At 40.7% G+C, this 24,548-nt stretch carries 26 protein-coding genes; 22 read left to right on the forward strand and 4 right to left on the reverse strand.

The window, feature by feature from the left end; genetic code table 11:
- Window positions 1-137 precede the first annotated feature (137 nt).
- From cotE to hfq, 5 genes are all read left to right on the forward strand, one after another.
- On the forward strand, window positions 138-710 hold the full coding sequence (cotE, locus tag AR335_RS02905; protein ID WP_053354418.1) for an outer spore coat protein CotE: 573 nt from the start codon (window positions 138-140) through the stop codon (window positions 708-710).
- Between the two features lie 128 nt (window positions 711-838).
- The gene (gene mutS / locus AR335_RS02910) at window positions 839-3,412 is read left to right on the forward strand and encodes a DNA mismatch repair protein MutS (RefSeq protein ID WP_062231850.1); all 2,574 of its coding nucleotides are present in this window, start codon (window positions 839-841) and stop codon (window positions 3,410-3,412) included.
- Between the two features lie 13 nt (window positions 3,413-3,425).
- Entirely contained in the window at window positions 3,426-5,324 is a 1,899-nt protein-coding gene (mutL, locus tag AR335_RS02915; protein ID WP_062231852.1) for a DNA mismatch repair endonuclease MutL, read from the forward strand.
- 129 nt (window positions 5,325-5,453) lie between these two features.
- A complete protein-coding gene (miaA, locus tag AR335_RS02920; RefSeq protein WP_062231854.1) occupies window positions 5,454-6,416 on the forward strand; it encodes a tRNA (adenosine(37)-N6)-dimethylallyltransferase MiaA in 963 nt (320 codons plus the stop codon).
- 17 nt (window positions 6,417-6,433) lie between these two features.
- Window positions 6,434-6,661 carry an RNA chaperone Hfq gene (hfq, locus tag AR335_RS02925; RefSeq protein WP_053354414.1) on the forward strand — a complete coding sequence of 76 codons (228 nt, stop codon included), beginning with the start codon at window positions 6,434-6,436 and terminating at the stop codon, window positions 6,659-6,661.
- 42 nt (window positions 6,662-6,703) lie between these two features.
- Here hfq and AR335_RS02930 read toward each other — a convergent pair whose 3' ends face one another.
- Window positions 6,704-7,705: a tyrosine-type recombinase/integrase gene (locus AR335_RS02930; RefSeq protein WP_062231856.1), complete on the reverse strand. Its 1,002-nt coding sequence runs from the start codon at window positions 7,703-7,705 to the stop codon at window positions 6,704-6,706.
- 136 nt (window positions 7,706-7,841) lie between these two features.
- Between AR335_RS02930 and AR335_RS02935 the strand changes: the two genes are divergently transcribed.
- Entirely contained in the window at window positions 7,842-8,417 is a 576-nt protein-coding gene (locus tag AR335_RS02935; RefSeq protein ID WP_062231858.1) for a YhcN/YlaJ family sporulation lipoprotein, read from the forward strand.
- A gap of 125 nt (window positions 8,418-8,542) precedes the next feature.
- Here the strand turns inward: AR335_RS02935 and AR335_RS02940 are convergent, their stop codons facing one another.
- Window positions 8,543-9,154, reverse strand: a complete 612-nt coding sequence (locus AR335_RS02940; protein ID WP_053354411.1) for a YitT family protein — start codon at window positions 9,152-9,154, stop codon at window positions 8,543-8,545.
- Between the two features lie 319 nt (window positions 9,155-9,473).
- Between AR335_RS02940 and spoVK the strand changes: the two genes are divergently transcribed.
- The 5 genes from spoVK (at window position 9,474) to glnA (ending at window position 14,862) form a co-directional block, all read left to right on the forward strand.
- Window positions 9,474-10,412, forward strand: a complete 939-nt coding sequence (spoVK, locus tag AR335_RS02945) for a stage V sporulation protein K (protein WP_062232540.1) — start codon at window positions 9,474-9,476, stop codon at window positions 10,410-10,412.
- Window positions 10,413-10,452: 40 nt separating this feature from the next.
- Complete coding sequence (hflX, locus tag AR335_RS02950; protein WP_062231862.1) at window positions 10,453-11,688, forward strand: GTPase HflX; 1,236 nt, start codon at window positions 10,453-10,455, stop codon at window positions 11,686-11,688.
- A 12-nt stretch (window positions 11,689-11,700) separates the two neighbouring features.
- Window positions 11,701-12,963, forward strand: a complete 1,263-nt coding sequence (locus AR335_RS02955) for an aminotransferase class I/II-fold pyridoxal phosphate-dependent enzyme (RefSeq protein WP_062231864.1) — start codon at window positions 11,701-11,703, stop codon at window positions 12,961-12,963.
- Between the two features lie 126 nt (window positions 12,964-13,089).
- Window positions 13,090-13,482, forward strand: a complete 393-nt coding sequence (locus AR335_RS02960) for a MerR family transcriptional regulator (protein WP_053358269.1) — start codon at window positions 13,090-13,092, stop codon at window positions 13,480-13,482.
- A gap of 45 nt (window positions 13,483-13,527) precedes the next feature.
- The gene (glnA, locus tag AR335_RS02965) at window positions 13,528-14,862 is read left to right on the forward strand and encodes a type I glutamate--ammonia ligase (RefSeq protein ID WP_062231866.1); all 1,335 of its coding nucleotides are present in this window, start codon (window positions 13,528-13,530) and stop codon (window positions 14,860-14,862) included.
- Between the two features lie 230 nt (window positions 14,863-15,092).
- Here the strand turns inward: glnA and AR335_RS24790 are convergent, their stop codons facing one another.
- Window positions 15,093-15,233: a hypothetical protein gene (locus tag AR335_RS24790; RefSeq protein ID WP_234293166.1), complete on the reverse strand. Its 141-nt coding sequence runs from the start codon at window positions 15,231-15,233 to the stop codon at window positions 15,093-15,095.
- Between AR335_RS24790 and AR335_RS02970 the strand changes: the two genes are divergently transcribed.
- The 7 genes from AR335_RS02970 (at window position 15,225) to AR335_RS02995 (ending at window position 21,081) form a co-directional block, all read left to right on the forward strand.
- Window positions 15,225-15,722, forward strand: a complete 498-nt coding sequence (locus AR335_RS02970) for a M23 family metallopeptidase (protein ID WP_062231868.1) — start codon at window positions 15,225-15,227, stop codon at window positions 15,720-15,722. The genes AR335_RS24790 and AR335_RS02970 overlap by 9 nt on opposite strands.
- Window positions 15,723-15,736: 14 nt before the next feature.
- Entirely contained in the window at window positions 15,737-16,111 is a 375-nt protein-coding gene (locus AR335_RS02975; RefSeq protein ID WP_062231871.1) for a hypothetical protein, read from the forward strand.
- A 28-nt stretch (window positions 16,112-16,139) separates the two neighbouring features.
- The gene (locus AR335_RS23500; protein ID WP_156418826.1) at window positions 16,140-16,307 is read left to right on the forward strand and encodes a hypothetical protein; all 168 of its coding nucleotides are present in this window, start codon (window positions 16,140-16,142) and stop codon (window positions 16,305-16,307) included.
- Window positions 16,308-17,058: 751 nt separating this feature from the next.
- On the forward strand, window positions 17,059-17,502 hold the full coding sequence (locus tag AR335_RS02980; protein ID WP_082683324.1) for a JAB domain-containing protein: 444 nt from the start codon (window positions 17,059-17,061) through the stop codon (window positions 17,500-17,502).
- Window positions 17,503-17,717: 215 nt separating this feature from the next.
- Window positions 17,718-19,229 carry a phospholipase C gene (locus AR335_RS02985; protein ID WP_082683325.1) on the forward strand — a complete coding sequence of 504 codons (1,512 nt, stop codon included), beginning with the start codon at window positions 17,718-17,720 and terminating at the stop codon, window positions 19,227-19,229.
- 341 nt (window positions 19,230-19,570) lie between these two features.
- Complete coding sequence (locus AR335_RS02990) at window positions 19,571-20,548, forward strand: NAD(P)H-dependent flavin oxidoreductase (RefSeq protein WP_062231872.1); 978 nt, start codon at window positions 19,571-19,573, stop codon at window positions 20,546-20,548.
- Between the two features lie 248 nt (window positions 20,549-20,796).
- A complete protein-coding gene (locus AR335_RS02995) occupies window positions 20,797-21,081 on the forward strand; it encodes a hypothetical protein (protein WP_062231874.1) in 285 nt (94 codons plus the stop codon).
- A gap of 138 nt (window positions 21,082-21,219) precedes the next feature.
- On the opposite strand, the gene AR335_RS03000 is transcribed toward AR335_RS02995, so the two are convergent.
- A complete protein-coding gene (locus AR335_RS03000) occupies window positions 21,220-21,927 on the reverse strand; it encodes a hypothetical protein (RefSeq protein WP_062231876.1) in 708 nt (235 codons plus the stop codon).
- Between the two features lie 521 nt (window positions 21,928-22,448).
- Here AR335_RS03000 and AR335_RS03005 point away from each other — a divergent pair.
- From AR335_RS03005 to AR335_RS03015, 4 genes are all read left to right on the forward strand, one after another.
- Window positions 22,449-23,321: an AraC family transcriptional regulator gene (locus AR335_RS03005; protein WP_062231879.1), complete on the forward strand. Its 873-nt coding sequence runs from the start codon at window positions 22,449-22,451 to the stop codon at window positions 23,319-23,321.
- Between the two features lie 223 nt (window positions 23,322-23,544).
- Window positions 23,545-23,814 carry a hypothetical protein gene (locus tag AR335_RS03010; protein WP_234293167.1) on the forward strand — a complete coding sequence of 90 codons (270 nt, stop codon included), beginning with the start codon at window positions 23,545-23,547 and terminating at the stop codon, window positions 23,812-23,814.
- Between the two features lie 17 nt (window positions 23,815-23,831).
- Window positions 23,832-23,927 carry a hypothetical protein gene (locus AR335_RS25410; protein WP_369795791.1) on the forward strand — a complete coding sequence of 32 codons (96 nt, stop codon included), beginning with the start codon at window positions 23,832-23,834 and terminating at the stop codon, window positions 23,925-23,927.
- 254 nt (window positions 23,928-24,181) lie between these two features.
- Entirely contained in the window at window positions 24,182-24,448 is a 267-nt protein-coding gene (locus tag AR335_RS03015; RefSeq protein WP_062231881.1) for a GlsB/YeaQ/YmgE family stress response membrane protein, read from the forward strand.
- Window positions 24,449-24,548: the final 100 nt, after the last annotated feature.

Here is a 24,548-nt window from a genome sequence, read left to right on the forward strand (position 1 = left end):
AAAAATTTTTAAAAATAGGTCACCATCTGGGCATCTTACATAAACTGTATTAACGGAATCATAAAAAGTTTTTTAGCACACTAGTCATTTGCCCTGCATAGGATGAAATGAAGATTGGAAGAGGAGGGATTAAGTCTATGTCAAACATAGATCAAGATCTGAATTACAGAGAGATAATTTGCAAAGCAGTATGCGGCAAGGGGCGGAAATTCTCTCAGTCAACACATACGATCACTCCAAGCCATAGACCTACGAGTATCCTTGGAAGCTGGATCATCAATCATTCATATAAAGCTTCCAGACAAAGTGATGACACGGTTGAAGTGGAAGGCCATTATGATATTAACGTCTGGTATTCATACAACAATAACACAAAGACCGAAGTTGTTACGGAAACAGTAGGGTATAAGGATTCGATCGTACTTAGTACAAGAGATGAGCATGCGACGGGAAAAGATCTTGAAATATCTGCCAGATGCATTCAGGCTCCAAACACTTTAGAAGCAACGATCTCTCCAAATGGCAGCCGCATGGTCATTCAATGTGAACGTGAATTCACCTGTGACGTAATCGGGGAGACCAAAGTTTGTGTATATGTGAACCCTGACGGTGCGCTTGATGATTGGGAAGAAAAAGACTGGGACTACGGACTGGATGATCAAGATGTTGAAGATATTGACCAATTCTTCATGGGTGAGCTGGATGAATAACGAAACAAGGAAGAAGATATCTTCTTCCTTGCTTTTTTATGTTGAGGGGGTTTGTTTTCTTGAATCCAAATCTGCATCCTATGCTATAATGAACTATTGAAAAAAGAACTTAGAAGTTAGGTGAAAGCATGGCACAATACACACCCATGATCCAGCAATATTTAAAAATAAAATCGGCTCACCGTGACGCTTTTTTATTTTTCAGGCTCGGTGATTTTTATGAAATGTTTTTTGAGGATGCGACAAGAGCATCCCAGCTGCTTGAAATTACACTGACGAGCAGGGAAGGTGGAACTTCTGAACGCATACCGATGTGCGGGGTCCCTCACCATTCCGCTGCCAATTATATTAAACAGCTCGTTGAGTCCGGCCACAAGGTGGCAATCTGCGAGCAGGTAGAAGACCCTAAATCCGCAAAAGGGGTCGTGAAGCGGGAAGTCATCCAGATCATTACTCCAGGAACCGTGATGGACCATAACCTGCTTAAAGAAACCGAGAATAATTTTATTGCAGCCGTTTCATATAACGATGAAGAATACAGCATCGTATTGAACGATCTTTCTACCGGGGAATTAAAAGGATACGTTTATAAAGGTGATACATCTATGCTCATACAGGAGCTTCAGGTCATGCATGCAAGAGAAGTCATCATGTCGTCTGAACTTTATGAACAGATTGCTGAAATTGTTCGAATGAGATATCAGATCGTCAGTTCCATTCAGGACCAGAGTGAGGTGCCAGATCCTTTTCAGCATTTAGTCCAAGAAAACGAAAGAGAGCTGCTGAAGAAAGCATGCGGACGTCTCTTTCATTATTTGCTCCATACACAAAAACGATCATTGGAGCATCTGCAGCCTTTAAGCATCCAGCATATTAACGAATTCATGAAGCTCGACAGCTTTTCCAAGCGGAATCTGGAGCTTGTTGAAACAAACCGTTCAAAAGGAAAAAAAGGATCACTTCTATGGCTCCTCGACCGGACAGTGACTGGTATGGGAAGCAGAAGACTGAAACAATGGATTGAGCAGCCTCTTCTCGTCCCTGCGCTGATTGAGCAGCGGCTGAATGTTGTGGAAGAGCTGATCAAGGAATTTTTTGTGCGCGAGGAACTGCGTGACAAATTAAAAAGGGTGTATGATCTGGAAAGGCTGGCGGGTAAAGTTTCGTTTGGCAATATTACAGCCCGTGACCTCATCCAATTAAAACAGACACTGGGAAGCGTACCGGGCATCAAACAGACCCTCTCTCAGTTATCCAACCCGTACAGCAGAGATCTGGCAGACAAGATGGACAGCCATGAAGAACTGTATCACTATCTTGAGAGCTCTCTGCATGACGATCCTCCTCTTTCTATAAAAGAAGGCGGACTGATCAAGGATGGGTATCATGACGAACTTGATACATACCGGGATGCCAGTGTGAACGGTAAAGCATGGATCGCGTCGCTTGAACAAAGAGAAAGAAGGGAGACCGGCATAAAATCGTTAAAGATCGGTTATAACCGGATTTTTGGCTATTATATTGAAGTTACCCGCTCGAACCTTTCTCTGATCCCCGATGGACGCTATGAAAGAAAGCAGACACTGGCTAACGCCGAACGGTTTGTAACCCCTGAACTTAAAGAAAAAGAAAGGCTAATCCTAGAGGCTGAGGAAAAAATGGTCTCGCTCGAATACGAGCTGTTTTTGCAGGTAAGGGAGCATGTGAAGAGCTATATTCAATCGCTGCAGCAACTGGCTAAGCAGCTCAGCGAGATCGACGTACTTCAGGCATTTGCTGTGGTCAGTGAGGAACAAAGATATGTGAAGCCTGTCATCTCTTCTGATAACCGCGTGGCTATTGCTAACGGCCGTCATCCCGTCGTGGAAAAGGTGATGGATGCCCAGGAGTATGTTCCAAATGATATCTATTTGAATAATGAGCGGTCGATGCTTCTGATCACAGGTCCGAACATGGCCGGTAAGAGCACATACATGCGGCAGCTTGCACTCACTTCTGTCATGATGCAGATTGGCTGTTTCGTGCCGGCAGATGATGCAGAACTTCCGCTTTTTGATCAGATCTTTACCCGAATTGGAGCCGCGGATGACCTTGTCGGCGGGCAGAGTACATTTATGGTTGAGATGCTCGAAACAAGGTATGCCTTAAATAAAGCAACGGACCAAAGTCTGATTTTGCTCGATGAAATCGGGAGGGGAACATCTACTTATGACGGAATGGCGCTCGCTCAGTCCATCGTAGAGTTTATTCATGACCATATCGGAGCAAAGACGCTCTTTTCGACGCATTATCATGAGTTAACGGTCCTGGAGACGCAGCTCAGCTCGTTGAAAAATGTTTATGTATCAGCGATTGAAGAACAAGGAAGGCTTGTGTTTCTTCATAAGGTGATCGACGGACAAGCTGACAAGAGCTTTGGGATACATGTTGCACAGCTTGCAGAGCTTCCTTCAGCAGTAATCGAGAGGGCTAAGTTCATTTTAGAGGAATTTGAATCGGACGAGCGTTCTCCAAAAAAAGCAGCGATCGAGGCTGATACCCAGCTGAGTCTATTTATAGAAGAAAACGCTGCAGACAACATATCAAAAAGGAAACATGAAAAATCGGAGGTGGAAGAGTTTCTGAAAACGATGAACCTCTTGGAAATGACACCACTGGATGCAATGAACGCTCTGTTTCATCTGCAAAAAAAAGTGAAATAAAGGAGACGATCAAGTGGGAAAGATAATCCAACTGGACGATCACCTATCCAATAAAATCGCTGCCGGCGAGGTAGTAGAACGGCCGGCCTCTGTGGTCAAGGAACTTGTTGAGAATTCCATCGATGCTCATTCCAGCCGAATCGAGATCGAGCTTGAAGAGGGGGGCCTGTCTTTAATTCGGATCATTGATAATGGAGACGGGATCGAACCTGATGATTGTCAATTGGCATTCAGCCGGCATGCAACGAGTAAAATAAAAGAAGAGCAGGATCTGTTTCAAATCCGAACAATGGGTTTTCGGGGGGAGGCGCTCCCCTCGATCGCTTCGGTTTCCCAGATGGAAATGAAAACAGGGACAGGCTCAGGCCCGGGTACTGCTCTGACGATCATGAACGGGCAGATCCAATCCGTATCTTCAACAAATTCCAGAAAAGGCACCGATATCACAGTTCGCCACCTGTTTTACAATACACCTGCAAGATTGAAGCACATGAAGACGATCAACACCGAGCTCGGCAATATAACTGACGTTATCAACCGGCTGGCACTTGGCCATCCTGAAATCTCCTTCCGGCTCAGGCATAATGGACGGGATCTATTAAACACAAACGGAAGCGGAAACGTGCTCAATGTCATTGCTGCTGTATATGGAATGAGTGTGGCCAGGAATATGGTTCCTGTAACTGCCAGGTCCCTCGATTATGAAATTGAAGGATACATCTCAAAACCTGAGATTACGAGAGCATCAAGAAATTACGTTTCATTGTTCATGAACGGAAGATATATCAAGAATTACGCGGTCCAGCGTGCTGTTCAGCAGGCGTTCCACACGCTTCTTCCCATCGGCAGATACCCGCTTGTCGTCCTGTCGATCACGATGGATCCGTCTATCATCGATGTGAATGTCCATCCATCAAAACTAGAAGCAAGGCTGAGCAAGGAGCCGGAACTCAACTCTTTAGTGGAAGAAGAAGTAAGGTACGTGCTGCGGAAGCTGAGGCTGATTCCCGAACCTTCGTCTTCAGCTGCTGTAAGGAAACTGGAGAAAGACCGTTCAGAACAAAGTACCTTCACGTTTGATCATGGAACGCAGCCATCTCAGCGTACTGAGAAGAAAGCTATGGAAAATGTGATGGATGATCATAAGAAGATAATGCCTCCAACTGAAAAAATCTCTGCGGATCCTATGTTAACTGAGAGGATTTTAGAGGAGGAAACAGAGCTTCCAGATCAAATAAAAGAGGACCAGCATTTTATGGAGGATGAGCCGTTTTCTCTGAATCCGGAGCTTTCTCCCGAAAGTAAGGAACTCCCGGAAGAGGATCCCAGCAAAATTCCTGTGATGTATCCGATTGGCCAGATGCATGGCACATATATCATCGCTCAAAATGAAGAGGGCATGTATTTGATCGATCAGCATGCAGCACAGGAACGAATTAAATACGAATTCTTCAGAGAAAAGGTAGGACAGGTAGCTTCAGAGCTTCAGGAGCTGTTTGTTCCTATTACATTCCAGTTTACAAATAAGGAAGCCTTAATCATTAATGAAAATCTTGAAGTACTGGAAAAGGTAGGGGTCTTTCTCGAGCCGTTCGGCCAAACAACGTATATCGTGAAAGCACATCCTCAATGGTTCCCAGCAGGGCATGAGAAAGAAAGCATCGAAGAAATCATAGAACAGGTATTGGCAGAAAAGCAGGCTGATATCAAAAAGTTAAGAGAAAAAGCCGCCATTATGATGTCGTGCAAAGGATCGATTAAAGCTAACCATCATTTGCGCAGCGATGAGATCTTCATGCTCCTTGAGACACTTAGAAAAAGCGAAGATCCTTACACCTGCCCCCATGGCCGGCCGATCATCGTCCATTTTTCGACGTATGAGATGGAAAAGATGTTTAAAAGAGTTATGTGATCGTAAAAACGGTGTCCTTTTAGAAGGCCGCCGTTTTTTATTCCTTCCCTTTTTGGATTTTTCCTCATGTTCGCGTTATGATAAAGATATCAATTGAAAAATAAAACAAACGGTATGATAGGAGTTTTTATGAAAGAAAGATTATTCGTGATTGTCGGTCCGACGGCTGTCGGCAAAACGAAAACAGGTATCGAACTCGCCAAAGCGTTTGATGGGGAGATCATCAGCGGTGATTCCATGCAGATCTATCGCAGTATGGACATAGGCACAGCAAAAATCTCAAAAGAGGAAATGGAAGGAATTCCTCATCATCTGATTGATATTAAAGATCCTTGTGATTCATTTTCAGCAGCTGAGTTTCAGGAGCTGGCCAGAACAAGCATTTCTGATATTAACAAAAGAGGAAAAGTACCGATTATCGTTGGCGGTACCGGATTATATATCCGTTCGGTCACACATCAGTATGAATTCTCATCGGCTCCCGGGGATGAAGGCTATCGCCAGGAACTGGAGGAGCTTGCAAGGGAGAAAGGCGAGGTGCATGTTCATGCTCTCCTCGAAAAGAACGACCCTAAAAGTGCAGAAAAAATTCACCCTAATAATATAAGAAGAGTGATCCGGGCTCTTGAAATCTATCATAGCACTGGCAAGACGATGTCTGATACGCTCGCAGAACAGCAAACACACGAGGAATCACCGTACGAACTTGTTTTGATTGGATTATCGATGGATCGTGAACTTCTGTATGAGCGGATCAATCAGAGGGTGGATGAGATGGTAGCATCAGGATTGGTGGAAGAGGCCCATCGTTTATATTCAGAGGGAGTGCGTGATTGCCAATCCGTCCAAGCCATCGGGTATAAAGAAATTTACGAGTATCTTGAGGGCAGGCTGACGTTGGATGAAGCGGTCGAACTTCTTAAGCGGAACTCCAGGCGATATGCCAAGCGGCAGTATACCTGGTTCAGAAATCAGATGGACATCAAATGGTTTGATATGTCCTCACAAAACTTTTATGATAATTTTAAAGAAATCAGATTATTTGTAGAAGGAAAATTAAAGAACCTGTCGAATGATTATTCTAATGGCTAATGAGGAGGACTGTATACATGAAGCAAGCGATCAATATCCAGGATCAGTATTTAAACCAATTACGACGTGAAAACATTTATGTGACTGTATATTTACTGAATGGCTTTCAACTAAAAGGACTGGTGAAAGGGTTCGATAATTTTACGGTCATCCTGGAATCAGATGGGAAGCAGCACTTAATATACAAGCATGCCATCTCAACTTTTACGCCTCATCGTCCGGTCGAGCTGCCGGCTGAAAATTAATACATAGGTTTGTTGGGAAGTAAAAGAAAAACCTTGCTGGGTTCACTCAGCAAGGTTTTTCTCTTTTGTCTTCGAAACGGATTGCAGATATTTATAATAACGTTCGAGGCTTAAAGAGGACTTGAACCCAAATTTTTCTTTGATCTGTTGGGGTTCTTTCTCCGTTTGAAGTTCACGAAGGATGCAAGTTCGTCTCATGTGCTGTGCGGAGATGCCTTTTCGCAACCCAGACCTTTTTACTTCGAGACGGATCATTTTTTGTACAGCGATCTCAGTCAGCGGTTTGGGTGAATTGGTCTTGTAGACCCAGCGGTAGGTTCCACGCTGGTAATCAAAGGCGGCAAAGAACGAATCATTGGAATACCAGGCAGGACGAACCACAGCAGGGATCGTTTCGTAATAAGAATAAAGAAACGCTTGATCCTCTCGTTCTATCTTTATTTTTCGGGTGAGGCTCGTTTCAGAAGGTACTTGTATGATTCCCTTTGTAAAATTGATGTGTCTCATCTTCAAGGATGTCAATTCAAGTAATGTCAGGCCATAACGAGAAAGAAGAATGACGATGGAAAGGTTGCGGCTGATCAGAAGATGCCGGTATTTTTGTTGGTTCTCCGTCAGTCCTTCATACGATTTAATGACCTCAAAGAGTTTGTCCAATTCCTCGGAAGAAATAAAGTCATCATCTGTAAATTCAGTTTCCTCCCCAATCCCAAGATCCACTCCGTTTACCGGATTGTAGGCAAGTTTGCCTATCGTAATCTGAAACTGTACAAGCTGTTTTAACACCGTCAATACCCGGCGCAATGTTCGAAGCGAATAATTTCTTTCATGTATCAAAAAGTCAAAATAGGACTGATAGTCTTCTGTTCGCAGAGATTGGAATACAGAAAAGCTGTCCTCCTCTTTAACGACTCTCATCCACGCTAAAAAGTCGTTCAGATCGTAAAAATAGCGCCTGATGGTACTTTCCTGTCTGCCTTTCTTCTCCAAGGTCTCTAAATACACTGCCGAATAGCTGGGCAAGGAATCGATTAGCGGGAACATGGGTTACCTCCGTTTGGCGTTTTTGTTTAATTATACCAACTTCCACGTAGTGAAGCACTTTTAAATCCAAATGAATATTTGGACCGTTAAGTTTGAACACTAACCTTATCGATGATAAAAAGAGAGGGTTATTTCCATGAAACGATATGTACTGGCTGCAGCGGCTGTACTTTGGATATCCGGCTGTTCGCAGAACGAACTGGATCTCGATAAAGATAAGAGCTATAAAGCTCCTACGAAAGTCAACATGAAGAACTTGCCCAACTCCCAGAATGATGCCCCGAACGTAAATGAAAAAAATTATGAATCAAAAAATGCGAAAGAAATTTCGGATTTGGCAGAGACGGTACCTGGGGTCAAAAATGCAGATGTGATTGTGAGCGGGATTTATACGTTGGTAGGCATCACACCGGATCATCACCTTACAAAGGGAAAAAGTGATCATCTGAGGTTGAGGGTTTATCAGACCATTAAAGGAAATGAACATGGAAAGAACGCAGCCATCACGACCGCCCCTTCCTTGATCAGGGAAATGAGGGCGATTCAAAGAAAGATCGACGCAGGTGACAATCTTAATACGGATGATGTTTATAATAAATTAGGAATACTGATTGGTAAAATTACACCAGTTTCAAATCAGGCGAAACGGAATTATCAGAAAGACCTCGACCGGACGAAGCAAAATAATATGGGCAGGCAGATCTACGAATAGATTATTTCCCGGATAAGCGCAGGAACTGACAAAAAACCGCTTGATTATTGGATATCTGCAGATCGTTCGAAAACCCAGAACCTAAAAAAACCACCCATTATCGAATGAGTGGTTTTTTGCGTTATTTATGCCTGAGCTTCGAGCGTCAGATCGTTTTCATCATTATTTTTCGTTACTTGCGGTTTGAACTTGCCGGCAAGGTAACTTGCGATCGTGATTGTAACGATGGAGTAGAGTGCATGTACAAAGCCGACCATTAAGGTTGCAGAAATAACAATAATAAAGTCGGTCAGAAATAATGTTTTCCCACGGTTGATTGAAAGATGCTGATCCATATAGACAGCCAAAATGTGAATGCCGCCAAGTGATGCACCATTGTTTAACACGAGCACGACTCCTGTTCCGATAATCAGTCCTGATGCAATCGCAATGAGAAGAGGATGCATTCCAGGCGAGGGAGCAATCTTAAGAAATTCATTGATCAATGAAATCAGCGAGATACAGAGAAGTGTATACACCGAAAAGGAAATCCCCAGCCTTTTTACAGATAAAATAAAGAAAGGGAGATTGATCACGAAAAACCAGACACCCCATGAAATACCGGTCGAGAAGGTCAGCAGGGTGGAAATCCCTGCTGTTCCACCAAATGTCAGGTGGGAAACGGTAAGAAGTTTAGTTCCGAGAGCAGTTAAGAACAGCCCCATAAGAACTAAAAGGGCTTTTTTCAAAAAATACATATTCATCGTTCCTTTTTTATGCAGCTATTTTCAAGAATAAGGCAGCAAGAAAAAATAGTCAATACATAATTTTGATTAAATATACATTTAATATTCTGAAAATATGATTTATTAGACGATTTAGATAACTTAATTTGAATAAATATTCATACAGATTAATGAAGATTAATATTTCAACCCTAGAGTAAGCCCGTATAATTGAAACTTTCGAGAATACATTAGAATGAGGGCTAAACGATAGGCATTTGTCACCATAATTAATGTCATGAGTATAATAATCCTAGACAGCTAAAGAGAGGTGAATCTCTTGCATGATTCCATGACATTTAAAAAGAAGACGCAAATTAATATTATTCTGAACCAAAATAATGAAAGAGATCGTGTTGAAGAAGAAGCGAGTCCTTCTGCGAAAGAAAGACAGCTTGAAAAGCACCTTCCATTAAAGAAGATGGAGCAGGAAATGTCATCGCTCGTTGGAATGGAAGAGTTAAAAGGCTTTATTAAAGAAATTTATGCCTGGCTTTATGTGAATAAATGCAGAGCGGAACAAGGACTGAAAGTGGAAAAACAAGTGCTTCATATGATGTTTAAAGGAAATCCAGGCACCGGGAAAACGACGGTTGCACGGATGCTCGGAAACCTTTTTCATGAGATGAATGTTTTGTCAAAAGGACATCTGATTGAAGTAGAGCGAGCGGATCTTGTGGGGGAATATATCGGCCACACTGCGCAAAAAACACGAGAGCTCCTAAAGAAAGCTATGGGGGGCATCCTTTTTATTGATGAAGCCTATTCACTGGCACGCGGCGGAGAAAAAGATTTTGGGAAAGAAGCCATTGATACGCTTGTAAAAGCAATGGAGGATCAGCAGCATGATTTTATTCTTATCCTAGCGGGGTATTCGGGGGAAATGGACCGTTTTCTTAAATTGAATCCAGGTCTGCCGTCAAGATTTCCCATTATGGTTTCCTTTCCCGACTATTCCGTCGATGAACTTATGGAAATCTCAAGAAAGATGGTAGCTGAGCGGCAATATATCATGGCGAAAGATTCAGAATGGAAGCTCCGGCAGCATCTTCAGCGGGTATGTGCAGCTGGAGAGAAATCCTTCAGCAACGGCAGATATATCCGGAATATCATTGAAAAAGCCGTCAGGAAACAATCAGTTCGTTTACTTAGAGAAGAGAGGACAGATAAGAAGGCATTGATGAGTCTGATCGCTGATGACCTTCATCTGGAAGAAAAACATGGAATTTGATATGATAGCTATATAATGAATAGGAAAGCAGGTAGGTTATTTGGAAGAAATCAAGCATTCTCATCTAGAGAAAGCCATCCTCGTTGGCTGCCAGTTACCAGGGCAAACCGACGAGCGATTTTTTTATTCAATGGAAGAGCTGGAGTCGTTGACAAAAACGGCTCAGGGACAAGCTATCGTTTCTGTTACCCAGAAGCGGGAGCGGTATGATTCTGCTACATTTATAGGCAAAGGTAAAATTGAAGAGATACTGGCGCTCGAAGAGGAACTGGAGCCGGATCTGATTATTTTTAATGACGAACTGACACCTGCGCAGAACAGAAATCTCTCCCGCTTTTTTGACGCAAGGATCATTGACCGAACTCAGCTCATCCTTGATATTTTTGCAACACGCGCACGGTCAAGAGAAGGAAAACTTCAGGTTGAACTTGCACAGCTGCAATATATTCTTCCTAGGCTGGCGGGTATCGGGGTTTCTTTGTCACGACTTGGTGCAGGTATTGGTACAAGAGGCCCAGGGGAAACCAAACTTGAAAAAGACAGAAGGCACATCCGGTCCAGGATCACTGAGATCAAACGCCAGCTCGAAGATATCGTCAGCCATCGTGGACGGTACAGAGAAAGAAGAAAAGAAAATCAGGCGATCCAGGCAGCGCTGGTCGGCTATACGAATGCAGGCAAGTCTACCATTTTCAATGGGCTAACCTCTGCAGACAGCTATGAAGAAAATTTACTGTTTGCCACATTGGATCCGCTGACAAGAAAAATGAGGCTGCCAGCAGGTCTCCAGGTGCTTGTGACAGATACGGTCGGCTTTATACAAGACCTTCCCACATCCCTGATTGCCGCATTTCGATCAACGCTTGAAGAGGTAAAGGAAGCAGACGTTCTCATCCATGTCATTGACGGCTCAAGCGAAGACCGTGATCAGCATGAATCCACAGTGCTTTCCATTTTGAAGGATCTTGACGCTGCCTCCATCCCGATGATTACAGTCTACAATAAAAAAGATCAGTTTAAAGAAGGTTTCATACCCACAACAGCTTCCTTCTCCATCTCGGCTTTTCAACAAGAGGATCTGATTCTTTTAAAAGATGTGATTGAAACCGAAGTGAAGAAGCAGCTGGAATACTATCATATTTTTGTTCCGGCAGCAGAAGGAAGAAAGCTGTCGATGCTGAAAAACAGCACCATCCTGCTGGAACAGGTTTTCATTGAAGATACACAAAGCTACGAATGCAGAGGCTATGCCCTGCCGTCCATGAAATTACAATAAAAGGAGCACCTTATGTTTTCACAGTTTCAAAACGGAGATCGACTACAAAAATTAGCACAAGAGACGGAGAAAAAGATCCGGTCCCAGCATGACAGCATTCAACAGAGAGCTGAATTTAATCAGTTAAAAGTATTAAAAAGCTTTCGTGATCATCAGGTAAGTGATTTTCATTTTACCCCGTCAACAGGGTATGGCTATGATGATGCCGGCCGCGATACCCTCGAAAAGGTGTATGCTCAAGTGTTTGGCGCGGAAGCAGCCCTCGTAAGGCCGCAGATCATTTCAGGAACACATGCCATTTCTCTTTCATTGTTCGGTGTGCTTCTTCCTGGTGACGAGCTGCTGTACATCACAGGAAAACCATACGATACACTTGAAGAAATCGTAGGGATACGCGGAAAAGGGACAGGGTCGCTTAAAGAGTATGGCATTACCTATTCCCATACAGACCTTTCCCCAGCGGGAAGGCCTGATTTCAACGCCATCTCAAAGGCCATCCACAGCAAAACGAAAATGATCGGCATTCAGCGCTCAAAAGGTTACGCAGACAGGCCGTCATTTACTATAGAAGGAATCGGTGAAATGATTTCCTATGTGAAGGAGATCAAACCAGATGTCATCGTGTTTGTTGATAATTGCTATGGTGAATTTGTAGAAGAAAAAGAACCATGCGAAGTCGGGGCTGATCTGATCGCAGGTTCACTCATTAAAAACCCTGGAGGCGGACTCGCCAAAACAGGCGGGTATATCGCCGGCAAGAAAGAACTCGTCGAAAGGTGTTCCTATCGTTTAACTTCGCCTGGCATCGGTGCAGAAGCAGGTGCTTCCCTTTACAGTCTTCTCGAAATGTACCAAGGATTCTTTTTAGCACCTCACGTTACAGCACAGGCCTTAAAAGGTGCGGTATTTACAGCTGCTTTTCTTGAAAGCCTGGGAATGTCAACCATTCCATCATGGGATGCAAAACGGACAGACCTGATCCAATCCGTCAAATTAGAAGATAAAAATCGGATGATCGCTTTTTGCCAGGCGATTCAGCTCGTTTCTCCTGTGAATGCCCATGCTGTTCCTTATCCGGCATACATGCCGGGCTATGAGGATGATGTCATCATGGCAGCTGGTACATTTATACAGGGAGCAAGCATTGAACTGACAGCTGACGGACCGATCCGTCCGCCATATATTGCTTTTGTGCAGGGCGGACTGACATACGAACATGTCAAGATTGCTATACTAACCGCTGCAGACCATTTGATACAGGAGAATTTAATCTAATTTTAAAGGTAAAAATAACCGGTAGACGAATGCCGGATGTTTTTTATGTTATTTTTTCTGACATAAGGTTGACATGTGAGGTTTTGTAACATAAGATAAAAGTAGTTGGAAGGAGGGCTTATGATGATGAATGATGATACGAGAAGGAATCAACCTTTATTTCCGATCAGTATTGTTATGAAACTGACTGAATTATCTGCCCGGCAAATTCGATATTACGAAGAACATGAATTGATTCATCCGGCCCGTACCGACGGAAACCGGAGAATGTTTTCTTTCAACGATGTGGATATACTGCTGGAGATCAAAACTCTGATCGAACAGGGAGTTAACCTGGCTGGCATCAAACGAGTTTTTGAACTCAACCGACAAGCCGTTAACATACTGAAAGATGAGGTTAAGAACGAGCAAATGTCTGAAGCAGCACTGCATCGCCGTTTAAAACGGGAGCTTATGCATGCAGGGCGTCTTGGCAAAACTTCATTGATCCAAGGGGAATTATCCCGCTTTTTCCACTAATCTTAAAAAAGAATGCTGTATTCAATTACTAAGGAGGAGTAACAAGTGGCTAAATTTACTAAAGGAAACATCATGCAAATCGCTAAAGATGAAAACGTACGTTTCATTCGCCTTCAGTTTACCGATCTATTAGGTGTCATTAAAAACGTTGAAATTCCTGTAGGACAATTGGAAAAAGCATTAGACAATAAGATGATGTTTGACGGTTCTTCCATTGAAGGATTTGTTCGTATCGAAGAATCAGATATGCTTTTATATCCTGATCTAGATACATGGGTTGTTTTCCCTTGGACATCTGAAAAAGGGAAAGTAGCACGTATGATCTGTGACATCTACAATCCAGATGGCACTCCATTTTCCGGAGACCCTCGCGGAATCCTTAAAAAAGTATTAAAAGAAATGGAAGACCTTGGTTTCACCGACTTTAACATTGGGCCAGAACCGGAATTCTTCCTCTTTAAAAACGATGAAAAGGGCGAGCCTACACTTGAGCTAAACGATAAAGGCGGATATTTTGACCTTGCGCCGACTGACCTTGGCGAAAACTGCCGCCGTGACATCGTTCTAGAGCTAGAAGACATGGGCTTTGAAATCGAAGCTTCCCACCATGAAGTAGCTCCAGGACAACATGAAATCGACTTTAAATATGCAGATGCGATCACTACTTGTGATAACATCCAGACGTTTAAACTCGTTGTTAAAACCATTGCACGCAAACACGGCCTTCATGCGACGTTTATGGCAAAGCCGCTATTCGGCGTGAACGGTTCCGGTATGCATGCGAACATGTCCTTGTTTAAGGATGGAGACAATTCATTCTTTAATCCGTCCAATGAAACAGGACTAAGTGAAACAGCGATGCAGTTCCTGGCAGGGATTTTAAAGCACGCACAAGATTTTACAGCGATCACAAACCCGACAGTTAACTCATATAAGCGGTTGGTTCCTGGATATGAAGCTCCTTGTTATGTAGCGTGGTCTATGCAAAACCGCAGCCCGCTTATCCGAATTCCGGCTTCCCGCGGACTAAGCACACGTGTAGAAGTCCGTAGTGTAGACCCTACAGCAAACCCATACCTTGCGATGGCCGTATTGTTGGCTTCTGGTCTTGACGGAATCAAAAACAAGCTGCAAACTCCAGAACCGGTTGACCGCAACATCTATGTGATGGATAAAGAAGAGCGCGAAGCAGAAGGAATTAAAGATCTTCCTGCTACATTAAAAGAAGCAGTTGACCGCTTAAAGAAAAGCGAAGTGCTGATTAAAGCCCTTGGCGAACATGCGGCTGAGCACTTTGTTGAAGCGAAAGAAATCGAATGGGATATGTTCCGCACACAAGTTCACCCTTGGGAACGCGAACAATACATGAGCATGTACTAAAACCGAAAGCCCTTGATACTATTGGTATCAGGGGTTTTTATTTTTTTGGTCCAAATAGTTATTTATAGTATCAATTGCTCTCGACCAAATCCGACCAAAAAATATTTCATTTTATTATATTTTTTATATACTATAGATATAATCATATTTATAAGCTTCTTGCAGAAAACGAGAGATGTCTTGCGACTCAATAAATCGCAAAGAGACATCTTTTTTCTTACCTTTAATCGTTACACAACACATGGATTTTTTTTAAGCTTTCCTAATGTTACAGCTTTTTCAAGGGCATTATTCATGGTCGTGTGGATTATTTCAACGGTACGTTTACTGTAACCCTGAGCTGTCAGCTGGTTTAAAAATTTTTGATACATAATCGGTTTTACATCAGAAAGACGGATGTCGTTTTAAAATACTATGACTTTACTTCGCCGGTCTCGGGAAAAGGGAAATGGACATTTCCTATTGAAGGAGCTGTTGATGTAACCAGTGGATTTGGATCAAGAAAATGGGATGATGAAAGCAAAGAGAACCATAAAGGTCTAGATTTTGGCTGTATTAATCATGTAACCCCCATCTATGCAGCACGTCAGGGGAGAGTAGTATATTCTCAATTTCACAAAAACAAAAGTGGAGCACCTGGTTATGGCAATCTCGTCATCCTTCAGCATGGAAAAGGACTTTATTCCGGCGATGCTCATTTATCCGAAACCAGTGTGAGAAAAGGACAAGCTATAAAAGAGGGTCAGCAAATTGGAGTATGCGGCAGCAAAGGTCATTCAACCGGCCCCCACCTGCACTTTGAAGTCAAAACTTCGGAATGGGGCGGCCATCTCAATCCCAAATCCGTTTTAGGACTTTAGAGGAAGGTGAAGAGATGAAGCTGGAGTTCTTTTTAAAAACAGGTCTATTAATGATAGCGATCATTATGATTGGTACAGTATGGTTTGGTTTCCGGACTATCGATGATCAAGCCACAATGATAGACACATTAACCCAAAAGGTTAATCGGCAAAATGATCAGATTACGTTTTTGAAGACCAGCAGCCAACATCAAAGCCAGCAGACGATACAATCAGAAAGCAAAAACATGGAAGAGAGCGTGAATGTTTTTGTTCAATCCCTTTACCAAGTAAAAAAGGATCAGTTAAACCAACGGCGTGAAAAAGCGAAAGAAGTTCTAACGCAAGACATGTTCCAAAAGTACTTCCCTGCAGAAGAAGAAAGACGAGAAACTTCAATACGAGCATGAAGTAGGAGATTCTCAGGTTTATACACGTATGAATGGTGAAAATGGTAGTGCAATAATAACGTTTGAAGAAACGATGACTTCGCTTGCTAATGGCCAAAAAGAACGTTCAGCCATTATGGTGGAAGTTTTCTTGCAGAAAGAGGGAAGTAAGTGGCTGGTGAATCGATTCCGACAAGTGAATGCTGAACCAATATAGTTGATTATTGCTGTTTGACTTTTAAATTTGTAGAAGTTATTAAAATATAAATGAAAGGTGTTTCTTCATACATGAGGAAACACCTTTGTTAATCCTGTTAGGTTAAGGTTAGTGTAAAAGATAACTAAAACGTTCTATACAACAATCGGTTTAGTTGTTTAATTAGCAATAATCTTTGAGAAACACACCTGAAAACAATTTTAATGCAAAAATAAGTTGTATTTTCCGACATATTTTTGAAGCCTACCTATTTTGGTGGGCTTTCCTGAATAAATACTAATAGTTTTATTTATCTTTATATATACTTGCGAATAATAGGAGGGCCAGTGCTAAAACAGTTATGGAAAGAATAGTTGTCATATCCATACCCCCTCATAATCCTCAATCAGATATTGAGATCAATCTATCACTTAAGCGTAATTTTTTACAGGTTGTCCGATTTTAAAGGAGAATTACAGGATAAATCCTGTAATCTATTTTATGCACGAGAATCGAAAAGGTTTGCTTAAATGATAAGTAATTACAAAAATCGGAAAAAATTGATATTAAACAATAGGGGAGCTCTTTGCCTTCTTTGTTCTCCTCAGTTTAATCGTATGCTCAGGAGAGCAGTAAAGGGATGCTGCGCTAGCTCTCCGCAAACTTTGTGAACTTTTTACAGATCCAAAAACTTCACAAACTTCTAGTCCCTTGACAACTCTTTTCGCAAAGATTCTTGCGCCTTCAAACAAAGAAGGGAGCTGTTAAAGATATGGAAAAACTTTATGAAATTCTTCAAATTAAGCAAGTTGTTGCAGAGGTGAGAGAAGGAGAGATTCATATTGTCCGTTCACCCATCGATGGAGCAAAAATTGCTGCAGCGTTGATTGGAGAAGATGATAGAGAAGTGTTTCTCGTAATGTGTCTAAACACTAAGAATCGTGTGGTTGCTGTTCACCGTTGTCATGTAGGAGCATTAAATTCAAGCATCGTGCATCCAAGAGAGGTTTTCAAGGCAGCCATCTTGAATAACTCAGCGTCGATCATCGTGTCTCACCAGCATCCCAGTGGCGATCTTTCACCGTCTAGAGAGGATATCGCTGTATCCGAACGCTTGGCACAAGCAGGTAAGACATTGGGTATTGAAGTTCTGGATCATTTAATTGTAAATGCTCAAGCAAATTATACAAGTCTTAAGGAAAAGGGCTATATGTAAAAACAGGAGGAAGGGATGAAAATCTCTTCCTTTTATTTTTTCAAAATGCTGTTTTTATTAACTTGCCATCCTCTGGAATCAACACACATTTGTCAATCCTCAAAAAAATAAGTTTAAACTAAAGCTTAAAAGCTTTGTAACTAAAAGTTAATAATTGAACATTAGTCTTGATATGTAACAGAATCATCAATCGGCACGATATAAAGGAGACAGCTATGAAAAAGTTATTCAGTGTAATGGGAATAGCCGCTTTATGCTCTACGATGGCATGTTCTACAACGCATGCAGGGAACAACACGCAAGTTAATCCAGACCTAGATACTAAAACACCGATTAAACACGTGGTTGTTTTATTTGGTGAAAATGTTTCATTTGACCATTATTTCGGCACGTATCCACATGCTAAAAATCCAGACGGTGAACCTAAATTTACTGCTAAGCCAAACACACCATCGGTGAATGGCTTGTCAAAAGAACTTCTTACCAATAACCCAAACCAATTTAATCCAAAGCGATTAAGCCGTGCACAAGCAGTAACAGATGATATGGACCATGAGTATACTGCTGAACAAAAAGCATTCAACGGTGGGAAAATGGACAAGTTTGTGGAGAATACATCAGGTGGAACCGATAAATCCCTCGTAATGGATTATTATGATGGCAATACAGTTACCGGCCTGTGGAATTACGCGCAAAACTACGCAATGAGCGATAATTCATTTAATACAACTTTTGGGCCTTCCACTCCAGGAGCACTTAACTTGATCTCTGGCCAAACCCACGGTGGAACAGGATTTGTAAATGGTGTGAAAGTAGGAGATATTGAAGAAAATATTGCAAATGGATCAGTGATTGGTGACCCGGACCCTCATTATGACAATGCTTCTAATACAAAACGGGCACAAGCCGCTATGGATGGAAAAAATGTTGGGGATCTTTTGAACAAAAAATCCGTCACATGGGGCTGGTTTCAGGGAGGTTTCCGAGATACCACTGCTAAACACGCCAACATAGCGGGCCAATACAGTACAGATTACAATCCGCACCATGAGCCATTCCAATACTATAAATCAACAGCCAATCCGGACCACTTGCCGCCAAGTTCTGTTGAAAAAATTGGGCATAACGATCAAGCGAACCATCAATATGATCTTGAAGACTTTTGGAAAGCAGCCGATAAAGGTAACATGCCTGCTGTAAGTTTCCTCAAAGCGGCCAACTATCAAGATGGCCATGCAGGTTATTCTGATCCGCTCGATGAACAGCATTTCATCGTTAATACCATTAACCATCTTCAAAAGCTGCCAGACTGGAAACATACTGCCGTTGTATTAGCCTACGATGATTCAGATGGTTGGTATGATCACGTGATGCATAACCCTCTGGTTAACGGTTCAGATGATCTGAAAACAGACGCACTTTATGGTCCTGGAGATGCTGGAAAGCCTCGATTGGGCTCCTATAAAGATCGAGCCGGATTTGGTCCTCGCTTGCCATTGCTTGTGATTTCGCCATATGCGAAGAAGAATTTTGTGGATCATTCATTAACGGATCAAACATCCATTCTTCGATTTATTGAGGATAACTGGAGTCTTGGAAAAATAGGAGATTATTCGTTTGATTCGGTTGCAGGCAGCATGGAAAACATGTTTGACTTTAATCATGCCCCTTCGGATAAAAAACTGTTCCTTGATCCAGAAACCGGACAGCCAATCAAGAAGAAGTAAATAAATGAAGGAAAGATGAGCTGGCCTTTTGGCCAACTCTTTTAATTAAGAAAGTGTGGATAAAATATTGTGGAATCCTTATTCTTGTTAACTAAAGCGATTGTTTCCCCGCATTGTTAATTTTAAATAATTGAATCATAAAAATTGTGAAAAAATGTACTTAAGCTAACGGGTAGCTTTTGTTAAGGAGATGATCGCTGCGGCGGTCATTTTTTCTTGTTGAACTGGGCAGATTAGCACAACAAGAGCTTCCTTTTTAGGAACATTTGCAGGATTAATAATCTTTTGTGTGGAATGTTTAACCTCATACATAGAACATCTGAAAAGGAGTGGGATAAACTATGAAAACACGAGTAACCGAGATTTTTGGAATTAAATATCCAATTGTACAAGGAGGACTTGCCTACCTTGCTTATGCTGAACTGGCGGCTGCGGTCTCGAATGCAGGAGGACTTGGACAAATTACTGCAGCAACGCTGCGTTCACCTGAAAAACTTCGGGAGGAAATTCGTAAAGTACGCACACTTACCAATAACCCATTCGCCGTAAACTTTGCCATTGCAAGGCACGATGGACAATATAAGGAATTGCTTGAAGTTGCTATTGAAGAAAAGGTACCTGCAATTTCTATAACAGGAGCTAATCCTCAAACTATTTTTGAACGTATAAAAGGAGAAAATATTCGAACGCTTGTCCTTGTTGCAGGCGTTAGACAGGCACAGAAAGCAGAACAACTCGGTGCTGACGCTGTAATGGCAGTTGGACAGGAAGGCGGTGGACATTTAGGACGAGACGATATTGGTACAATGGTACTTATTCCTCGTGTAGTCGATTCCGTATCGATTCCAGTGTTAGCGAGCGGTGGGATTGGAGATGGACGAGGTTTATTGGCAGCTTTTGCACTTGGGGCAGAAGGAATTGAAATGGGTACTCGCTTTATTGCTACTAAAGAGTGCGTTCACGCAAACGAGAAATATAAGCAGGCAATTGTTAATGCGAAAGAGTCGGATACAGTAATTATTAAGAGAACAATTGGTTCACCAGGACGAGTCTTGAAAAGTGAATTTACTCTGGATATTATCGAACGTGAAAAAGAAGGAGCCACCTATGAAGATCTGCAAGAAATAATTAGCGGAAATGCTAATTGCAGATATATCTTTGATGGAAATGAAGATGAAGGTTTTGGATGGGCTGGACAAGTAATCGGACTTATTAACAATATTCCTACTGTTCAGGAGTTATTTGATGAAATGATTCTAACAACAGAAAAAGGATTAAACCGTATTGGTAATATGATCGGAGAGCAGACCCATCGATAATTATTTATTATATTTATGGACGTTATCTGAATCGTTAATGGTTGCTGCGGCAACCATTTTTATTATGAAAGCAAAGATTGTGAAATAAAATACTTAAGCTAACGGGTGCTTATGTTAAAGATGGGATTGCTGCGGCGATTCCATCTATTTTTCTTCAACTAAAGGGGCAGGATTGTGGCATAAGGAATATGTTATTTACTTTAAGAATATTTAGAGTAAAGATGTCATTGTTAATGGGGAGGTTAGTTATGGAAGTTCTTTTTATTGGAATCATATTGCTCATCTTAGGGCTGACAAACCTTATTGCATTTAAAGTAGCGGGAAGGAATAAAAAAAGAAGAATTATATCAGGAGTTATAGTTATTCTTATCACACCTTTAATCTTTAAAATTTCATTAGATGTTATAGGTTCCTTTGACCCTGGCGGATTTGCAACTGGAGCTATTACTTTGATTTATTCTACTTTATTTTTTATCAACGGAATCATAATAATTCTTATAGGCATTACAACAAACAGTGCAACAAAGGCTTAAATGAAAGAATACAATCTTCAGCAATCGGGTGCATTTCTGTAATAAGAAATGTGCCTTTTTATATGAAGCGGGCCAGATTGTGGAGTAAAGGAGGAATTTTAATGGTCATTCTTGAATTTAAAGCATAAAATTCTCCTTTTATAAAATAGTTAAATGAAATCCAGAGAATATATAAAGTCGGATCAAAATCTGTTCATAATAACTAGTTGCCTTTAAAAAGATGAGTAAAGGCAGATGTAGAAAAAGAAGTAATTCTAGAAACATTTTTTCCCAAAACAATAGTTGTTTTAAATCATTTATATTCGCAACAAAAGTTTTAACCGCATAAGCAAAAATCCACAGACCTATTATGCTTAGAATCCAATTTAACAGCTTTTTTGCTGCATTATATTCTGGATGGTAATCAATATAAGTAATCATCATGACCATTACTGTAAGAACTGGAACCAAAACTAACTCAATAAAAATATTAAAGGTGTACTCACCAATAATAAATAAGGGGATAATACTGAATTTTAACAACCCTAAAAACATTTTATGTACATTAACATTTTCATAATCTGTTGCTACCTTAACGATCATTGGGAATAGACCAAATAAAATAACTTTCCAGTAATCTTTAATAAGTCCCAAACCAGTGATAACTTTAAATTGATTTAGCAGTAAATAGATTAGAATTATATATATGATTGTTATTACCATTAATGGGTGCTTGATTACTTTTCCTGTCGCTTTAAAAATGTGACTAACAGTTCCTAGTTGCTTATTTTTCTTTAAAACTCTAAATGCAAAGATTGCAAATATGGCAATCCATATTAAGACTGCGATTTCCCTCGTACTAAACATTTCACGAACTCCAAATCTCTTTTTGAATATTTTACCACATCGAACCCGATAATTGGGTCTTTTTCACTACTACATAATTCTTTTTTGTTTGTAAACCAACTATCAAATAAATAAAATTTTTCTCTGGTTTAGGCTACAGTTGCGAATTTTCTATATATAACAATATGCGTAAAAACAAAACGCATATGGAGTGATGATACAAATGAAATCTCTTTTTGGAAATATAAATGAAAAAATTGAATTTATTAGTCGTGAAAATTTAAATAATAATTTAACTCGCACAACATTTAAAATTGGAAAATTATTAGTTGTTGGTACAAGCAATAAACCCTCATGTGAGTCTATTGACATTAAGAGATCAATTTTTTGGTCTCTTATTTTTACTACCTTATTAAACAATCGGGCCATTTTGTTGAATAACATGCTTTATTACTTATGAGTTAACCCTACATAATTGTGCACGAAAAGTCGGATGGATACATTCAAATCCTGCTATTCTTTTGATAATGGAGGTCATATAAATGGATTTGCTTAAAAACATGAATCGAGCATTAAAGTATATTGAAGAAAATCTTACTAATGATATTGACTTTAAAGAAGTAGCAAGGCTGTCTTTCTGCTCCGAATATCATTTTAAAAGGATGTTTTCCTTCCTTGCAGGTATTTCATTATCGGAATACATCCGTCGCAGACGGCTTACTCTTGCAGCATTTGAGCTTAAAGATAGCAGTGTAAAGGTCATTGACATTGCAATAAAATACGGATATAACTCACCAGATTCTTTTACACGAGCTTTTCAAAATTTGCATGGCATAACACCATCAGAAGCCAGAAATAATGGCCATTCACTTAAAGCATACCCACGAATGACCTTCCAGTTATCAATAAAAGGAGGAAGTGAAATGAACTATCGAATTGAAGAAAAAGAGGCATTTCGCATCGTTGGTATTATGAAAAGAGTTCCTATTATTTTCAACGGGGTTAATCCGGAAATTGCCTCTATGTGGGAAAGTTTAGATGGTGAAGAGATAAATAAACTTAAAAAGCTTTCTAATGTCGCGCCTTTGGGACTGATTAGTGCCTCCACGAACTTTTCTGAAGGTAGGATGGAGGAAAAAGGAGAGCTTGATCACTATATTGGCGTAGCCACAACGAAGCAGTGTCCAAATAACCTCTCGCAGCTTGAAGTTCCTGCCTCAACATGGGCTGTATTCGAAGCAATCGGACCATTTCCAGATACACTGCAAAATGTATGGGGACGCATTTATTCCGAATGGTTTCCATCCTCAAATTATGAACAAATACAAGGTCCAGAAATCCTGTGGAATGAGGATAAGGATGTAACTTTGCCAACTTTCAAAAGCGAAATATGGATACCGGTATTAAAAAAGTAATAATAATCAATGTGACCTACAACCAGTCAAATTTTCAGCTCCAGAATCGGGCGCGATAGTTGAAGAGCAAAACCGATCTATTGATAAGATCGGTTTTTTTGCTTCCGAAAACTACCATTATGTTAACTAGCTTGCTTATTCGATCTTTTTCACAGGATTTTAAGAGGTGTAGATCGAATTTGTAATTTATTAGGAAACTTAGAAAAGGAGTGATTTTTTAGTAATGGAATTAACTCATACACGTTTGCTTGTAGATAATTACAAAGACTGTTTTTTATTTTACAAAGATGTTTTAGGTTTTGAAATTTCTTGGGGTGATGAAAACTCAGGATATGCTGATTTTAAATTTAATAGTGGTGCAAGTTTAGGGATTTTCACCCGCAAACAAATGGCTGAAGCGGTCGGTGTAGAATACTCTGCTGATATTACAAAGGTTGATCGAACGGCTTTGATTTTTAAAGTGAGTAGCGTTGAAAAAAATATCAAGAATTAAAAGATAAAGTAGAGTTTATTACTAAACCTACTGAACAAAAGGGTTGGGGAATTAAGGTAGCCCATTTTAGAGACCCTGATGGTTCGCTTATAGAAATTTATGAAAATATTTAACTAACGGGTGCGTAGTTGAAAAGCAAAACCGACTAAGAAAGATCGGTTCTTTTTGATTCCGAAAACTGTCTTTATGTTAACTAGACTCAATATACCAGCCTTCTGTATGGTTATGGGGACATAAATAAGTGTCATCAAATCCAAAGTCTCTTAATTCTCTGATGAAATCAATCTCTCTAGCTAATCCGATGTTTATATTTGATGCCCATTGGGAATCGATTAATAAATCTTATTTAAAGGAGGATTTTCCTATAATGAGTTTTATTTGGGCACTTATTATCGGAGGTATTATTGGATGGCTTGCTCAAGTCATTATTGGACGTGATGTTCCAGGAGGTATTATTGGAAACATCATCGCGGGCTTTGTAGGAGCCTGGCTCGGAGGGTTAGTCTTAGGCAGTTGGGGACCTGTTGTTGCAGGTTTTGCTATTATACCGGCCATTTTAGGAGCGATCGTCTTTGTTTTGATTGTAAGTTGGATTATGAGAAAAACAAGGAGAAGATCAGGCACCCATATATAATAGAAGGAATGATTGTAAAGAGTTTATAAAAAAGTCCTTTTTTGTTATTTTTTGATTTCACAGATGTTAAAATAAATTTGAGCCAAACACCTTCAAGTTC

The organism is Fictibacillus sp. FJAT-27399 (assembly GCF_001510655.1).
Taxonomy (GTDB): Bacteria; Bacillota; Bacilli; order Bacillales; family Fictibacillaceae; genus Fictibacillus_C; species Fictibacillus_C marinisediminis.

Excerpts from the sequence above, each read along its gene's own strand:
- cotE (WP_053354418.1), top strand. The coding sequence starts at position 138 with ATGTCAAACATAGATCAAGATCTGAATTACAGAGAGATAATTTGCAAA.
- mutS (WP_062231850.1), top strand. The coding sequence starts at position 839 with ATGGCACAATACACACCCATGATCCAGCAATATTTAAAAATAAAATCG.
- miaA (WP_062231854.1), top strand. The coding sequence starts at position 5,454 with ATGAAAGAAAGATTATTCGTGATTGTCGGTCCGACGGCTGTCGGCAAA.
- hfq (WP_053354414.1), top strand. The coding sequence starts at position 6,434 with ATGAAGCAAGCGATCAATATCCAGGATCAGTATTTAAACCAATTACGA.
- AR335_RS02930 (WP_062231856.1), bottom strand. The coding sequence starts at position 7,705 with ATGTTCCCGCTAATCGATTCCTTGCCCAGCTATTCGGCAGTGTATTTA.
- AR335_RS02935 (WP_062231858.1), top strand. The coding sequence starts at position 7,842 with ATGAAACGATATGTACTGGCTGCAGCGGCTGTACTTTGGATATCCGGC.
- AR335_RS02940 (WP_053354411.1), bottom strand. The coding sequence starts at position 9,154 with ATGTATTTTTTGAAAAAAGCCCTTTTAGTTCTTATGGGGCTGTTCTTA.
- spoVK (WP_062232540.1), top strand. The coding sequence starts at position 9,474 with ATGACATTTAAAAAGAAGACGCAAATTAATATTATTCTGAACCAAAAT.
- AR335_RS02955 (WP_062231864.1), top strand. The coding sequence starts at position 11,701 with ATGTTTTCACAGTTTCAAAACGGAGATCGACTACAAAAATTAGCACAA.
- AR335_RS02960 (WP_053358269.1), top strand. The coding sequence starts at position 13,090 with ATGAATGATGATACGAGAAGGAATCAACCTTTATTTCCGATCAGTATT.
- AR335_RS24790 (WP_234293166.1), bottom strand. The coding sequence starts at position 15,233 with ATGTATCAAAAATTTTTAAACCAGCTGACAGCTCAGGGTTACAGTAAA.
- AR335_RS02975 (WP_062231871.1), top strand. The coding sequence starts at position 15,737 with ATGAAGCTGGAGTTCTTTTTAAAAACAGGTCTATTAATGATAGCGATC.
- AR335_RS23500 (WP_156418826.1), top strand. The coding sequence starts at position 16,140 with ATGAATGGTGAAAATGGTAGTGCAATAATAACGTTTGAAGAAACGATG.
- AR335_RS02980 (WP_082683324.1), top strand. The coding sequence starts at position 17,059 with ATGGAAAAACTTTATGAAATTCTTCAAATTAAGCAAGTTGTTGCAGAG.
- AR335_RS02985 (WP_082683325.1), top strand. The coding sequence starts at position 17,718 with ATGAAAAAGTTATTCAGTGTAATGGGAATAGCCGCTTTATGCTCTACG.
- AR335_RS02990 (WP_062231872.1), top strand. The coding sequence starts at position 19,571 with ATGAAAACACGAGTAACCGAGATTTTTGGAATTAAATATCCAATTGTA.
- AR335_RS02995 (WP_062231874.1), top strand. The coding sequence starts at position 20,797 with ATGGAAGTTCTTTTTATTGGAATCATATTGCTCATCTTAGGGCTGACA.
- AR335_RS03000 (WP_062231876.1), bottom strand. The coding sequence starts at position 21,927 with ATGTTTAGTACGAGGGAAATCGCAGTCTTAATATGGATTGCCATATTT.
- AR335_RS03005 (WP_062231879.1), top strand. The coding sequence starts at position 22,449 with ATGGATTTGCTTAAAAACATGAATCGAGCATTAAAGTATATTGAAGAA.
- AR335_RS03010 (WP_234293167.1), top strand. The coding sequence starts at position 23,545 with ATGGAATTAACTCATACACGTTTGCTTGTAGATAATTACAAAGACTGT.
- AR335_RS03015 (WP_062231881.1), top strand. The coding sequence starts at position 24,182 with ATGAGTTTTATTTGGGCACTTATTATCGGAGGTATTATTGGATGGCTT.